General features: G+C 55.3%; 10 protein-coding genes. 6 read left to right on the forward strand and 4 right to left on the reverse strand.

The window, feature by feature from the left end; all coding sequences use genetic code 11:
• Positions 1 to 625 precede the first annotated feature (625 nt).
• Positions 626 to 3,373, reverse strand: a complete 2,748-nt coding sequence (locus Dpoa569_RS17885; protein ID WP_042868071.1) for a CRISPR-associated helicase/endonuclease Cas3 — start codon at positions 3,371 to 3,373, stop codon at positions 626 to 628.
• 321 nt (positions 3,374 to 3,694) lie between these two features.
• On the opposite strand from Dpoa569_RS17885, the gene Dpoa569_RS17890 reads away from it, so the two are divergent.
• From Dpoa569_RS17890 to Dpoa569_RS17910, 5 genes are all read left to right on the forward strand, one after another.
• Positions 3,695 to 4,618 (forward strand): aminoimidazole riboside kinase, encoded by a 924-nt coding sequence (locus Dpoa569_RS17890; RefSeq protein WP_042868068.1) that lies wholly within the window; start codon positions 3,695 to 3,697, stop codon positions 4,616 to 4,618.
• Between the two features lie 194 nt (positions 4,619 to 4,812).
• On the forward strand, positions 4,813 to 6,429 hold the full coding sequence (locus tag Dpoa569_RS17895) for a carbohydrate porin (RefSeq protein ID WP_128569656.1): 1,617 nt from the start codon (positions 4,813 to 4,815) through the stop codon (positions 6,427 to 6,429).
• Positions 6,430 to 6,516: 87 nt separating this feature from the next.
• Positions 6,517 to 7,887, forward strand: coding sequence for a sucrose-specific PTS transporter subunit IIBC (locus Dpoa569_RS17900; RefSeq protein WP_042868066.1), 1,371 nt, complete (start codon positions 6,517 to 6,519; stop codon positions 7,885 to 7,887).
• Positions 7,887 to 9,299, forward strand: a complete 1,413-nt coding sequence (locus Dpoa569_RS17905; protein WP_042868064.1) for a glycoside hydrolase family 32 protein — start codon at positions 7,887 to 7,889, stop codon at positions 9,297 to 9,299. Before Dpoa569_RS17900 ends, Dpoa569_RS17905 begins: the two co-directional genes overlap by 1 nt.
• Positions 9,300 to 9,348: 49 nt before the next feature.
• Entirely contained in the window at positions 9,349 to 10,380 is a 1,032-nt protein-coding gene (locus Dpoa569_RS17910; protein ID WP_042868062.1) for a substrate-binding domain-containing protein, read from the forward strand.
• Between the two features lie 48 nt (positions 10,381 to 10,428).
• On the opposite strand, the gene rhaD is transcribed toward Dpoa569_RS17910, so the two are convergent.
• The 3 genes from rhaD to Dpoa569_RS17925 form a co-directional block, all read right to left on the reverse strand.
• On the reverse strand, positions 10,429 to 11,256 hold the full coding sequence (rhaD, locus tag Dpoa569_RS17915; protein ID WP_042868059.1) for a rhamnulose-1-phosphate aldolase: 828 nt from the start codon (positions 11,254 to 11,256) through the stop codon (positions 10,429 to 10,431).
• Between the two features lie 222 nt (positions 11,257 to 11,478).
• The gene (locus tag Dpoa569_RS17920; protein ID WP_042868057.1) at positions 11,479 to 12,630 is read right to left on the reverse strand and encodes an iron-containing alcohol dehydrogenase; all 1,152 of its coding nucleotides are present in this window, start codon (positions 12,628 to 12,630) and stop codon (positions 11,479 to 11,481) included.
• A gap of 201 nt (positions 12,631 to 12,831) precedes the next feature.
• On the reverse strand, positions 12,832 to 13,662 hold the full coding sequence (locus Dpoa569_RS17925; protein ID WP_042868055.1) for a helix-turn-helix domain-containing protein: 831 nt from the start codon (positions 13,660 to 13,662) through the stop codon (positions 12,832 to 12,834).
• Positions 13,663 to 14,082: 420 nt separating this feature from the next.
• Between Dpoa569_RS17925 and rhaB the strand changes: the two genes are divergently transcribed.
• A complete protein-coding gene (gene rhaB, locus Dpoa569_RS17930; RefSeq protein WP_042868053.1) occupies positions 14,083 to 15,555 on the forward strand; it encodes a rhamnulokinase in 1,473 nt (490 codons plus the stop codon).

Genomic DNA, 15,555 nt, shown 5'->3' on the forward strand with positions numbered 1-15,555 from the left:
CCTGTTATTGTTTTCTGCCTCCGCGCGGCCAGAGTCCGCGCCAGTGGCACCGATGTTTCCCGGTGGATTTTGGTGTAGAACAAGTTGCTGCGTTTTCCATGTTTTTAGTACCAGAACGGTAAACATGGACATTAATTGTTATGGATATTGGCAAAAGCATGTTCAGCTCCTGAACAAGGATTGTCTAACGCGGAGCACACAACTATGATGACCAATGCGACTCGACCCTTCATTGCGTGTTCCTGCGACCTCGGTAGCGGTTCACCTTTGAATGGGTCACCTAATCACCTGGTTGCAATTTACTCCATAAAAAAAACAAGAGCAATAGTAGAATTTCAACAAGAGCAACAGTAGGATTTCTATAACACTTCACTAAGTTTAATTTTTCCTACCTGACAACAATTGCTACAGTTAATGCTGTTCCCCCAATTCAGGGGGATAAACCGAGCAATAGCAGTATTCCAACTGTGTTCCCCGCGCCAGCGGGGATAAACGCCCCCGACACCTCTCGGCACCGAGACTGTCGGGGCGACCACAGGGGTGAGGTGTCCCTCCGGGAACCTCCCCCTGTGTTTCCCCTGATAACCCAGCCACCGCACACAGGCGACTATCTTCAGCATTCTACTTACCTGTCAGACTCGGAAATTAAACCGTAGTGTTCGCTATAAAACGGTGCCACCTCACCCGGCATCAGCAGCAATACCTCGGCACCGGGGCGGTGCAGTTGCTGTCGAAAGCGTTCCAGCGCCTCACCCTGTAGCGTCGGCCACGATTTTTGGTGCTGCTGCCACCAGTTCCGGCGTACCGACAGGCGGCTTTTTTCCCAGCCAAACTCGCCTTCCCCGGCATAGGGCTGCGGCAACGCATCGTCATGGTCAGCGCGCCAGGCCAGATAGATATCCTGCGACTCCTCGCCGGCGCGGGTAAACAGTTCTGCGTCATCACTCCAGCCACGCTGAGCCGCCGCCATGCAATACCCTAATGAAAACGTCAGCGAGGATTGCGCCGCAACGGTGCGATCACCCAGCTGTTTTCCTTGCGCCTGATAATCCCCGTCTTCCAGCGCGGCGGGAGCGGCAATGCGCGGCTCATAAACACTGTCTATCAGCAAACGCGCCTCTTCCGGCATACGCAGCGCGCCGCGCTCACGCAATATCGCCTGAGTACGCCACAACACCGCCTGATGCGAATACACCGCGCCGGTACCGCGCAACTCGGTGCCCAGCCAGTCGCGCCCGGCCTCCGGCTGCCATTGCGGCGCCAGTATCCACAGTACTGGCGCGGCGCGATCATCCTGCTGTGGTGCAGCGTCATCCGGCTGTTTACCGCTACCGTCTGCCCGGCGAATATGCCGTTGCAAGCGCCCGGCCCGCTGGATCACGAGATCTACCGGCGCCAGGTCACTTATCATCACGTCCACATCAATATCCAGCGACTGCTCCACCACCTGCGTGGCAATCAGCACCTTGCCGCGCCGCGCTTGCCCGGTACTGTGTTTACCAAAGCGTTCAACCGCGGTGTCTTCAATCGCCATGCGGTCGCAAAACGCAAACCGGCTGTGAAACAGCAGCACATCGTCCGGCGCTATCTCATCGCACTGGCACAGTTGTTGCCAGGCGGCTATTGCGTCGTCCACCGTGTTGCGAATCCAGCACACGCACTGCCCGGCCACCACCGCCTGACGAATCAGCACAATGGCCTCGGCGCAGCAGGACAACCAGTTAACCTGCACGGTGCGCCGGACCTCGGCGCGGGTTTCCACCGGCCATTCGCGCAGCGCCTGCCTGTTCACCTGGGTAAACCACGGATACCCGGCCTGTTCCGCCAGCGTACCGGGCGGTTGCTGCACGCCACGGTAAAACGCCTGCACCAGCCGTTCCCGTTGGGACGCCGCCAGCGTGGCAGTCAGAATGATCACGCTACCGCCCTGACTGGCATGGAAGGCCAGCAGGTTTTCCAGCAGGCGGCCAGTATAGGCGTCGTAAGCGTGCACTTCGTCCAACAGCAAAATTTTGCCGCTCAACCCCAACAGGCGCAGCGACTGATGCCGAAACGGCATCACCGCCATTAATGCCTGATCAAGCGTGCCGACGCCCACATCCGCCAGCAGCGCCTTTTTGCGCGAGTCGGCAAACCACTGGTTACAGGCCGCACTGGCGTTGGTTTCATCCGGACCGTACTGCATCGGCCCGGTCTGCGCTTCTTCCCATAGCGACAGTCGAAAATCCGTCACCATATCGCGCGCGCCGTGCGCCAGCATCAGCGATGGCAAGCCAGGTTCGTTGAACAATGCGCGATACGCTTTCGCCAGGCGCCGGTACATGGCGTTGGCGGTCGCCATGGTCGGCAGACCAACATACAGCCCGTCGCCATACCCGGCGCTCAGCAATCGGTGCGTCAGCACCAGCGCCGCCTCGGTTTTTCCCGCGCCGGTGACGTCTTCCAGCAAAAACAGCTGTGGGCCGGGTGTGCTGATATCCACCGTCATCGCCTGCTGCTGCAATGGTGTCGGCTGGGTGATGAAAGGAAACAGGGCGCGCATCCCCTGAAACGATGCGACGGCGCTGGCGACAGGCAGGCGCAACACCGCGTGTTCTGCCTGAGGTAAGGCGTATTCACGCCAGTAGTCCGCCAGTGCCATGGGCTGTGAGCAATACGGGAAATCCGCCTGCGACGAACCTATCCAGTCCGCCAGTACCACGCAACCGGCCAGCGGCCAGCTTTGTTGTTGCAGCAACGCTCGCCAGTTGCGATCGCTAAATACATCGGGAAACGCAGTTAATTGAGGAAAAACCGTGCGCAGGTCGGTCAGGTAAGCCTGGGCGGCCAGAATGTCGTCCGGATGAAACGCCAGCGCACCATTATCTTTTTCCTCCGGTGGTTGCCCATGATGGCCGCACACTAGCCGCAGCCACAGATCCATCACATAATGAAATTTGTCGGCATGGGAAACCGCCGGTAACCAGCTGGCGTCTTCCTCCCAACGGTCATAGAGTCTGAAGCACCATAGCCACAGCCCTAACGAGTCATGACGCATAGACGATGCCTGCCCCGCCGGGCGCACCAGCGGCGCATCCGGATGCTGGTACAACTGCTGGAAACTGCGCGCAAATTTACCGATATCGTGCCAGGCCAAAAACCATGCCAGCCATAACGCAGTGCTCTCGTCATCCAACCCCAATACCTGCACATGATCACGCACATGAAAACGGTTATGCTTCATTAGCCAATAACCGCAAGCCGCCACATCCAGACAGTGATAGGGCAATAAATGGTAAGGCACGCTGTTTTCATGTTTAGAAGACGAACGCGCCTTGCCCCAATAACGAAAATAGGGTGCGGATAACAGTTCCGAATGGACTGCTTCAGGCATGGCGTACCTTACCAACGGATGAGTGATTCACTCTTAAAGTATGGAAAATTAATATTCTGTGACAAGATAATTTTTATAAATAAAAAAGCGACTTAACAAAAAATATTATTTTAATTAGCGAGTGAATAATATTCGCCATTTATATTCTGAATAATTGACGGTGCAGAAATAATCCCAATGCGTCTGGTCTAATTATTTCGCTGTGCTTCAACAGCACTCCCCGACACTTTTACCCGCTTCTACCCATCATTAAGTTGATCAGCTAAACCGTTTCTTCTATGTTAGCTAACAATTTACTAATCCCCGATAACGAGTGTAACTATGTCTCACAAAGTATGGGTAATGGGCGATGCGGTAGTTGACCTGATTCCAGAAGGCGAAGAGCGCTATCTGAAATGTCCGGGCGGCGCCCCCGCCAATGTCGCCGTGGGCGTTGCCCGATTGGGTGGATGCAGCGGTTTTATTGGCCGTGTCGGCGAGGACACATTTGGTCACTTCCTGCGTGATGTATTAGCCCGTGAGCAGGTGGACATTCGCCATATGCAACCAGACGCAGAACACCGCACTTCCACTGTGGTAGTGAGCCTGGATGCGCAAGGCGAACGCACGTTCACCTTCATGGTGCGCCCCAGCGCCGACCTGTTCCTGCAACCGTCTGATCTGCCTGAATTTCAGTGCAGCGAATGGTTGCACCTGTGTTCCATCGCCCTGTCTCACGAACCCTCGCGCAGCACCGCACTGGAAGCGATACGGCGGATTCGTTCCGCGCAGGGGTGGGTAAGTTTTGACCCGAATATCCGTACCGACCTGTGGCACAGCGAGCAGGCGTTGAAAGACAATCTGGAGCAGGTGCTGGCGCTGGCAGACGTGGTGAAATTGTCGGAAGAGGAATTCCGGTTTCTCAGCGGTAGCGACGATATTCGCCAGGGCAGCGCCAGCCTGATGTCCCGCTACCCCATCAAACGGTTGCTGATGACTCAGGGCGGCAACGGTGTCTGGCTGCATGACGGCCAGCAGTTGCAACATTTTCCGGCGCCCCGCGTCACTCCGGTAGACACCACCGGTGCTGGCGATGCCTTTGTTGCCGGTATGCTCGCCGCGCTGGCTGACTACGATAGCCCACATCAGGTTGATGACTGGCAGGCGGTGCTAACGCAGGCACAGCGCTGCGGCGCGCTGGCGACCACCGCTAAAGGTGCAATGACTGCCTTGCCGTTCGCTCATCAACTCACCGCCGCGCCATAACCCCCTCTCAAAACCTGTTCCCGCAACCGCGTTTCATCGCCGGGAACAGGTTTTGTTGGCACGATCACAGTTAGCACAGCAAGAAAAAAAAATTCCTTGTCAATTTGTGCCTCCCCCATTTAGCTTCTTTGCTAAACCGGTTTACCAATTTAGCAAAACAAGAAAAACATTTTACCATCTAAGGGAAACCCAACATGATAAAGTCAGGTTATCTCGCCGCCGCCGTGGGGCTGACACTCTGTACCTCGCCGGCGCTGGCCGCCTCCTCTGATAGCATTGAAGCACGTCTGAACGCACTGGAGCAGCGTCTGTTACAGGCAGAACAACGCGCCAGGCAAGCGGAAGCCCGCGCCGACGCCGCAGAAAAACAGGCTAAACGACTGGCGACCCGTACCGCACAGGTCGAGCAGAAAACCCAGCAGGTGGAACACACCACCCAACAGGTCGCCCAGCAAACCCAACAGGTGGCGGCACGCGCGACACAAAACGAACAGCAGACCCAGCAGGTGGCGCTGAAAACCGACGCACTGGCCAGCAAGCGTAACATTGCCGACGGCTTTGAATTCCATGGTTATGCCCGTTCAGGTCTGGCTATCCACGACTCCGCCACCAGTTCAAAAGCGGATATCGGCCCCGGCATGACACCGGCGGGCGAAACCGGCGGTAACGTCGGGCGTCTGGGTAACGAAGACGACACCTATCTGGAGCTGAAACTGGAGCACCGCACCAAACTGGACAACGGTGCCACCACCCGTTTCAAAGTGATGATGGCGGACGGCCAGCGCAGCTATAACGACTGGACCGCCGCCACCAGCCAGTTCAATGTGCGTGAAGCCTTTGTGGAGCTAGGCTCGCTGCCGACCTTCACCGGCGCGTTCAAAGACACCACATTATGGGCAGGCAAACGCTTTGACCGCGATAATTTCGACATCCACTGGATAGACTCCGACGTGGTGTTTCTGGCAGGAACCGGCGGCGGCATCTACGACGTGAAACCGGTAAACGGCTGGAAAACCAATCTCTCGCTGTATGGTCGCAGCCTTGGCGAGATCACCTCGCTGGATAACGACATCCAGAACTATATCGTCACCAGCAATAATTTCGTCGGCCCGTTCCAGTTCATGCTAAGTGGCCTGCACGCACGCAACAACGACGTGAAGGAAAACACCGGGCGCAACAACAGCAACAATGTGACCAACACCAACGCTGGCGACAGCGGCTACCATGCGCTGGTTGCCTGGCACGGCGACAGCTTCTACGGCCTGCGCGACGGGACGTCCAAAGTAGCGCTGCTGTACGGCCACGGCCTCGGCGGCGAAGTGAAATCCATCGGCTCCGACGGCAACCTGACCCAGAACGCCAACACCTGGCGTTTGGCAACCTACGGCACCACCGCGCTGAATAAAACCTGGAGCTTCGCCCCAGCCATTCTGGCGCAAAGCAGTAAAGATCGTTACGTTCAGGGGGATGACTACCGTTGGGTGACGTTTAATGCGCGTTTTATTCAGGAAATCACCGAAAACTTCGCGCTGGCCTATGAAGGTAGCTATCAATATATGAATTTAGATCCTCAGGGATACTTATCGCGTAATCAGGTAAGCGGTGGGTTTTACAAGCTGACCTTCGCGCCGACATTCAAAGTAGGCGATATCGCTAACGTGCTCAGTCGCCCGGAACTGCGTGTATTCGCCAGTTACATGGACTGGGATAAACGACTGGATCGTTACAGTAGCGATGATGCGTTCGGCTCCACCGGTTTCAAAGCGGGTGGTGAATGGACCTTCGGCGTCCAGATGGAAACCTGGTTTTAACGGTTAAGGCAGCCGTTACCGCCATGACTGATGCCGCCGGTGACGGCTAAACGCACACCTGTTTGATAGATAAAGAGGAATTAAAAGATGGATATTCGAGCTATTGCGGCATCTCTGCTCCCGTTGCTGGGTGGCCGGGAAAATATCGCCAGCGCCGCCCACTGCGCCACCCGCCTGCGGCTGGTGCTCAACGATGACAGCCTGGCCGATAAAACCGCCATTGAGCGTGTCGAGGGCGTCAAAGGTTGTTTCCAGAACGCCGGCCAGATGCAGATTATTTTTGGTTCAGGGCTGGTGAACAAGGTCTTTGCCGAATTTATCAACGCCGCCGGTATCAGCGAAGCCAGCACCAGCGAAGCAGCCACGCTGGCGTCGCAAAAACTTAACCCGCTGCAACGTCTGGCGCGCTTGCTGTCGAACATTTTCGTGCCGATTATTCCGGCGATTGTGGCCTCCGGCCTGTTAATGGGCTTGCTTGGCATGATCAAGACCTACGGCTGGGTTGACGCCGGCAGCGCCATTTTCGTGATGCTGGATATGTTCAGCTCCGCCGCGTTCATCATTCTGCCGATCCTGATAGGCTTTACCGCCGCGCGTGAATTCGGCGGCAACCCCTATCTGGGCGCGACGCTGGGCGGCATTCTCACCCATCCGGCGCTGACCAATGCCTGGGGCGTAGCCAGTGGCTTCAAAACCATGCACCTGTTCGGTCTGGAATTCGCCATGATCGGCTATCAAGGCACCGTGTTCCCGGTGCTGCTGGCGGTGTGGTTCATGAGTCTGGTGGAAAAGCGCCTGCGCAAGGTGGTGCCAAACGCGCTGGATATTATTGTTACGCCGTTCCTGACGGTGATCATTTCCGGCTTCGTCGCCATGCTGGTGATAGGGCCGGCGGGCCGCATGTTGGGCGACGGTATTTCCTTCGTGCTGAGTACGCTGATTACTCATGCAGGCTGGCTGGCCGGGCTGCTGTTTGGCGGATTATATTCAGTCATCGTCATTACCGGCGTGCACCACAGCTTCCACGCCATTGAAGCCGGATTGCTCGGCAACCCGTCTATCGGCGTCAATTTTCTGCTGCCTATCTGGGCGATGGCAAACGTGGCGCAGGGCGGCGCTTGTCTGGCAGTTTATTTCAAAACCCGCGATGCCAAAATCAAGGCCATCGCCGTGCCGTCATCGCTCTCCTGCCTGCTCGGTATTACCGAAGCGGCAATCTTCGGGATTAACCTGCGCTTCATCAAGCCGTTTCTTGCCGGGCTTTCGGGCGGTGCGCTGGGCGGTGCCTGGGTTGTGGCTAATCATGTCAATATGATGGCAGTCGGGCTGACCGGCATTCCCGGCCTTGCTATAGTACAGGCTGGATCAATACTGAATTATCTGATTGGCATGGTGATCGCTTTTGGCGCAGCCTTCCTGATTTCCCTGTCGCTGAAATACAAAACGGATCATACATAATGAAGGAAATTCATCTGGTAAAACGCATGGCCTGTGCCCTGATGTCTGGCGCTTCACGACAGACATATGACCCACACCGGCCATTGTGGCATCTGTCGCCACAAGTCGGGCTGCTGAACGACCCCAACGGGTTCATTCAGCATAAAGGGCGTTACCATCTGTTTTATCAGTGGAACCCGCTGGCCTGTACCCACGGCGCCAAGTTCTGGGGGCACTGGAGTTCTGCCGATCTGGTGCACTGGCGCCATGAGCCGGTGGCGCTGGTGCCGGCAGAAAGCTACGAAAGCCACGGCTGCTACTCTGGTTCCGCCGTAGCAGACCGCGATACCCTAACGCTAATCTACACCGGCAACGTGAAATACGACGATGGCTCCCGTACCGCGTACCAGTGTCTGGCACGAGCTAATGAAGCGGGAGAATTCGACAAGCTCGGCCCGGTGCTGCCGGTGCCGGAAGGATACACCGGCCACGTGCGCGACCCGAAGGTCTGGCGTCATCAGAACGACTGGTACATGGTGCTGGGGGCGCAGGATGCGGATTTACAAGGCAAGGTGCTGTTATACCGGTCGCCTGACCTGCTGCAATGGCATTCTCTGGGGGAAATCGCCGGCTCCCGCCTCAATGGACTGGGCGATTTCGGTTACATGTGGGAATGCCCGGATCTGTTTACGCTGAACGGCCATGAGGTATTGCTCTGCTGTCCGCAAGGCTTACCTGCCGAAGAAGAGCGCTACCTGAATACCCATCAGTCCGGTTATTTCATCGGCTCGCTCGACTACGATAATGGTCGCTTCACCCATCAGGCGTTCCATGAGCTGGATTTAGGCTTCGAATTCTACGCGCCGCAAACCACGCAAAGCGAGGATGGCCGCCGGTTACTGTTCGGCTGGATGGGAATGCCGGACCAGAACGAGTTCTTCCAACCGACCATCACCCACGGTTGGCTCCATACCATGACTTGCCCACGTGAACTGACACTACGCGATGGGCAGATTTACCAGCAGCCGGCCCGTGAACTGCAAAGCCTGCGTCATCCGCCACATCTGTGGCAGGGTGTTGCCGACTACGCACCTGCCTTGCCCGCCAGCAACGCCGAACTGATGCTGGACACACAAGGTGAGTTTCAGATCAACTTCGACAGAGTTATGGTGCTGTGCTGGGACGGCGAGCGCCTGACCCTGAGCCGTCGCAATCACCGCACTAACGAACCGGAACACCGTTACTGGCATGATGGCCCGCTGCACCACCTGCACATTCTGTGCGACCGCTCCAGCGTGGAAATTTTTATCAATCACGGGCAGGCAGTGATGTCATCGCGTTATTTCCCCAACGGCGATGCCATGGTCAGTTTCAGCGGCCCTGGCCGCATCACGCTGCAACACTGGTTGTTAACACCATGCGTGATAGAATAAGGCTCCTTTTCATGCCCTTAAAGGCGCATTGTTCTCTGAAGATACTACGGTGAAACCAACCAAGCGCGTCACAATCAGCGACATCGCCAGGCTGGCAGGTGTGTCTAAATCCACCGCCAGTCTGGTTCTCAATGGCCGCAGCAAAGAGTTCCGCGTTTCGGACGAAACCCGCGACCGGGTGCTGGCGCTGGCACAACAGCAATGCTATCAGCCCAGCATTCACGCTCGCTCTCTGCGCTCCAACCGCAGCAATACGCTGGGGTTGGTGGTGCCGGAAATGACCAACTATGGTTTTGCGGTGATCTCCCGTGAGCTGGAGTGCCTGTGCCGGGAAGCCGGGTTGCAGTTGCTGATCGCCTGTACCGACGAAAATGCCAGTCAGGAGATGATGGCGGTCAACAGTTTGATTCAGCGTCAGGTAGATGGCTTGATCGTCGCCTCCAGTATGCTGAGCGACGCCGAATACCAGAAGATCAACCAGCAGTTGCCGGTATTACAGTTCGACCGGGCAATCGGCGACTCTGACCTGCCGATGGTGGTGTCTGAAGCGGTGGAATCTACCGCCGCGCTGGTGGAAAACATTGCCCGCCAGCATCAGGACGAATTCTACTTTATTGGCGGTCAGTCCCGCCTGTCGCCCACCCGCGACAGACTGTCCGGCTTTATGCTGGGGCTGGAGCGCGCTGGCGTCGAGTGCCATCCGGAGTGGATTATTCGCGGCAACTATCATTCCAGCGCCGGTTACGAGATGTTCGCCCAACTGTGCGCCAGACTGGGCCGGCCACCCAAAGCGCTATTTACCGCCGCCTGCGGACTGCTGGAAGGGGTGCTGCGTTACCTGAACCAACACAACCTGATGGACTGCGATATGCGGTTGTGCAGCTTTGATGATCACTATCTGTTCGACTGCCTGCCGATGAAAATCGACACCGTAGCGCAAGATTGCGAGACTCTGGCGCGCAATAGCTTTGAGATGATCAACACGCTAATTGAAGGGCGTCCGCTGACAGAAAGCCGCATCTACGTCCCAACCCGTCTGCACTGGCGTCATCCGAATTTCCACACCGATCCCCACCGTTAACGGTGATATGGCCGCAGAATAAGGTTAACCGCGGCCATCATCCTGGCATTACAACTTGAATGTTTCTTTAAGCTCTTGCATATCCTGAGTACTCACGCCTTCAGGTTCGAAACCACTGGCCAGGCACATCAGATGCAGTTTGGCCCCTTTATTTGCAACATCTATAAAATCAAACGCCTGCAATGCATCCACACCGGTGGCAACCGCACCGTGTTTTTCCCAGATAGCCACATCATGCTGACGCAACTGCGCTGTGGTGCCGTCCGCCATTTGCTGGCTGCCGGGCATACAGTAAGGCACAATGCCAATCCCGCGTGGAACAAAGGCACGGACTTCCGGCAACATCTGCCAGCAGGCTTGCGTGTAGGAAGCGCTATCATGGGCATAACGTGGATGATGTGACAATGCGATCAATTCTATCGGATGAGTATGCACCACACAGCGATCCGCGAGATTGGCTCGCTGCTTGTCCATGATGATCTCGACGTGGGAGATAAATTCGCTGGTCGGTTTATAATCCGGCTGGCCACGACCACCCCACAGGATGTGATAGCCACGGGCCTGATCATCAATACGCAGTACACAGCCAGCCAGCTCCGGATCGCGCAGTTCGCGGATACGCTCGCCAGTGCCTTTGACAAAAAAAACATGACCGGCACTGTCGGTAGGGAAAGCGCTGCTGCCGCCCACCATTGACAGTGGGCAGTGAGGGAAATCGTCAAGGTTGACCGGTGCGGCACCGAAAATATCAGTCAAATCGACTGAGATGTTGCCGCCGTTGCGCTCAGCCCATTCGCGTTGCCACAGGTAGGTGGAGACTTCGACTACTTTTTCGATTTCAGCCAGTACGGCTGCATTGAGTTCTATGTTGCGCATTACTACCTCTGCTGAACCTGAAGGGACATTAACGTTTGTCATGGTTCTGACTGTACACATTTGCCGACAAACCGACCTCAAACCCTCAGCCAGCAATGACGGTGAGTTGGCAGAATTTTCAAGAGAACTCACAGCACCATCCCATATCATCCTACGGGATGGTGCTATCGCCATCTACACCACAGGACAACCTGTCGCTCCTGGCTAAACGCAGTCTGGTAGTTAAAATGCAGCCTGATACATCGCCAACAATTCAGCCTTGCTGGCCACTCGCGGGGCACAACCAGAACAAGGATCTGCCTGCGCGGCATCAACCCAGCCAGCCAGATCAGCCTCCTTGATGCCAAGCTCACGCAGGCCAGCCGGAATGCCGATAGCAGCAGACAAACTACGGATAGCCTCAATGGCGGCTTTGGCGGCGTCGGCCTGACTCATGCTGTGGGTATCCACGCCCATAGCGGCGGCGATGTCGGCAAAGCGAGCCTCCCGGACCTCCAGGCTGAACTCACACACGACCGGCAGCAAGATAGCGTTGCACACGCCATGCGGCAGGTTATGCGTTGCACCCGGCTGATGAGCCAGCGAATGCACATATCCAAGACCGGCACTGTTGAAAGCCATTCCAGCCAAAAACTGGCCGTGGGCCATCATTTCACGCGCCTTGATATCCTTGCCATTTGCAACGACCTGCGGCAAGAATTCAGCAATCACACGGATGGCAGCCAACGCGGAGTGGTCGGTCAGCGTGTGGGCACCGATGGAAACATAGGCTTCAATTGCGTGAGTCAACGCATCCATGCCGGTGGCCGCCGTCACCGATGCGGGCAAGCCAAGCATCATCGTCGGGTCATTGACTGCGATATCCGGAATCAGCGCCGGATCGATGATGACCATTTTGACCTTGCGGCGGGTATCAGTGATGACAGCATTGCTGGTCACTTCGGCTGCGGTGCCGGAGGTGGTGCTGATGCAAGCCATAAAAGGACCGATATGCACAACGTTGCCAATCCCCTCAAAGTCGTAAATCGTTTTGTCCGGGTTTGCGACCAGAGCACGCACCGCTTTGGCTGTATCAATAGCGCTGCCGCCTCCAAAGCCGATTAGCGTATCGCATTCTCCATCCTTCCAGGCATCCAGAGCAGCATTAGCCACATGGTCGGTCGGGTTGGCCAAAACGCCGTCAAACACCACCGGAGTAAACCCATTGTCACGCAAATCGCTGATTAACCCATCTAGCAGACCAATGGTAATCAGCGCCTTTTCGGTCACGATCAGCGGACGACGAGCCGGTTTGAGAGACATCTGTCGAACAAGTTCGTTCACCGCACCTTCACCAGAAAGGCTGACCTGAGGTAAGCACAGAGAGAAAGCCATAAAATACTCCTTATTATCAATACAATGCTAAAAACCTATCTCATCAGTGGCTTAGCGGTATTGCCGGTACGACATAAAAAGTAAAAGGCTCCTGATGAGATAGGCTCTCAGGATAAAGACAGGGTTATCTTATGCCTGTGGTGGAGGGAAACCTTGAAAACCATGCCAATGGTAAGGTTAATTTTGGCAAAGCATTCAAGATTATTTATAACGCTTGCGGTATTGCAATGGCGTCATATTAAATGCCTGATTAAATTTGCTGGAAAAATAATTGCCGTCGTTAAACCCACACTGAAAGGCAATATCAGTCACTGATTTTTGCGTGTGACTTAACAACCAGGAAGCCCGGCATAAACGAATACGGCCCAGGTAATTATTAGGCGTCAGCCCGGTATGTTCCTGAATACGGCGGTTCAGAGTGCGCATCGGAATGGAAAACCATGCTGATAATTCGTTCCAGTCGATATCTTCACGATAATTTTCATTAATGTAATTAATGAGCGCCATCAACCGTTCTCTGTCGTCCCGCTCCGCATCGCTCATCGTATGTTGCTGGTGCCGAGCCCGATATAACAGTACCGCCAATTGGGACAGCAGCGTCTCAATCATCAGCGATGAATAGGCGTCCTGTTTGTCATTTTCTTCACCAATTTGGGTCAGTAATAACTCACTCTGCTGCTGTATACGGTGACTCAGCAGCATCCCATTCCCCGTCGGGTGGCAGCTTTCCTTAAAAATCTTTTTCAAACCAGCGGCGTTATGGAATTCATCTGGACGAAATAACACGTTGGTAAGACACAAATTTTGCATCTTATCAAACATGTGGCTGTCATCTTCGCCAAGATAAAAAACACTACCGCGACTGATATGTACAGCACGGCCATCAGTAAGATGAATAGCGCAGCCCGATTTCACCAACACCAGTTCATGAAAAGAATGACAGTGCTCAGGAAACGGCTCCTGGGGTGAACGAGGCTGTATACTGATGGGCCGGTTAGTGTCGAAAAAATCGGTCTGTGATAAGCGGAACATGTTTCAATCTCTCATGACGGACACCTCGTGATTACCTGAGTCGCCAAGGTAAGGTCAAACAACAACATCAGGTTCCGTGAACATCTTCACAGAACTTCGTTTTTAACCATTCCGTCTAAAAAGAACACATTCTTGTTGATACAGCCTGGGCTTGTCAGTTAAACCTCCGCGCACTCGGAATGAGTGAAGGAGAGACATCTCCCACCGGTAACCGCCCACGGCAGTTCCGCGCCGAATCAGGCTTCACGAAGCACATTACATCATTCAAAAGTCTTTTATGACATCCATCACATAACTGCCATTAAATTTCATTTCTTGATTTTTATGCCAATCTACCAACCTCTCCTGGCAAGACAAATAAGGTAGCTTGCCGGTTCATTTTTTTAAAGTGTCGACATCGTAGATAACGGAGTCGGCACAATGCCAGTGAATATTGCTGCTATAGATTTAGGGGCCTCCAGTGGCCGCGTAATATGGGCCACTTACGATGAGTCTGACGGCAAATTAACGATGCAGGAGATGCATCGATTTGCCAATGGCATGGTCCATCGTCATGGACAAGATTGTTGGGATATTGAAGACCTGCTGCAAAATATTTTGCAAGGCTTGACCAATATTGATGCCAACGGCATTCGTTTAGATTCGATAGGCATCGATTCCTGGGGCGTGGATTTTGTGCTGCTCGACAAGCACGGCGAGCGCCTGGGCGAAGCGGTCGCTTACCGTGATGAACGGACCACCGGCGTGCCTGAACAGATCATGCAGCGTATGTCGGCAGAGACCATTTATCAGCGTACCGGCATCCAGTTTCTCAAGTTCAACAGCCTGTATCAAATTCAGGCTGTTCTCAATGCCCAGCCAGAATGGCTGCCACGCGTCGAGCGCCTGTTACTGATCCCTGATTATCTGCACTACCGCCTGACGGGCAAATTCAGTTGCGAATACACCAACGCCAGCACCAGCCAACTGGTCAATGCCCATACTCGTGACTGGGACCCTGAGCTGGTCGCGTTGCTCGGTCAGGCGGGTGCCTGGTTGCAGCCGTTGACTCCCCCCGGCACCACGCTCGGCGAATGGACCAGCCCGTCAGGATATTCGACCAGAGTGATTCTGCCTGCCACCCACGACACCGGTTCAGCGATTGTCGCCACACCGCTGGAAGGGGCTGGGGCGGCTTACATCAGTTCCGGTACCTGGTCGCTGGTCGGCGTTGAACGCCGCACACCACTGACTGGCGCAGAAGCCCAAGCCATTAACCTAACCAATGAAGGGGGGGCGGATGGCACCTGCCGCGTGCTGAAAAACGTCATGGGTCTGTGGCTGGTGCAGGGACTGCAAAAACAGTGGCCAGAGCTGGACTTTGTCACCCTGACCGCTATGGCGGATCAAGCGACTCCGTTCGGTTTTCTCATCCAGCCGAATGATGATCGTTTTCTTAATCCGCCCTGTATGCGCATGGCAATTCAGGAGTATTGCAGAGAAACCGGACAGGGTATCCCGCAGACGCCGGCTGAACTGGTGCGTTGCGTCCTCGACAGCCTGGCACTCTGCTACGACGAGGTACTGCGCGAGATAGAGAGCGTCACCGGCGAGCGCATTCATACCCTTCATATCGTTGGCGGCGGTTCGAAAAACCGTGTGCTCAATCACCTGTGTGCCGACATCTGTCAGCGCACTGTCGTTACCGGCCCTGTCGAGGCATCGGCGCTCGGCAATATCGGCTGGCAGCTTAAAGGACTCGGCATTCTTACGGATCTTGAAGATGTTCGGTGCATGGTACGTCGCAACACACCGTTGGAAACCCTGTTTCCCCGCGAAGTGCCGAACCTGTCCGAACAACGCAAACGCTTTGCGGCGCTGTGCACCGATTCACACATTGAACGTACTCACTGA

It is taken from the genome of Dickeya poaceiphila (assembly GCF_007858975.2).
GTDB classification, from domain to species: Bacteria; Pseudomonadota; Gammaproteobacteria; order Enterobacterales; family Enterobacteriaceae; genus Dickeya; species Dickeya poaceiphila.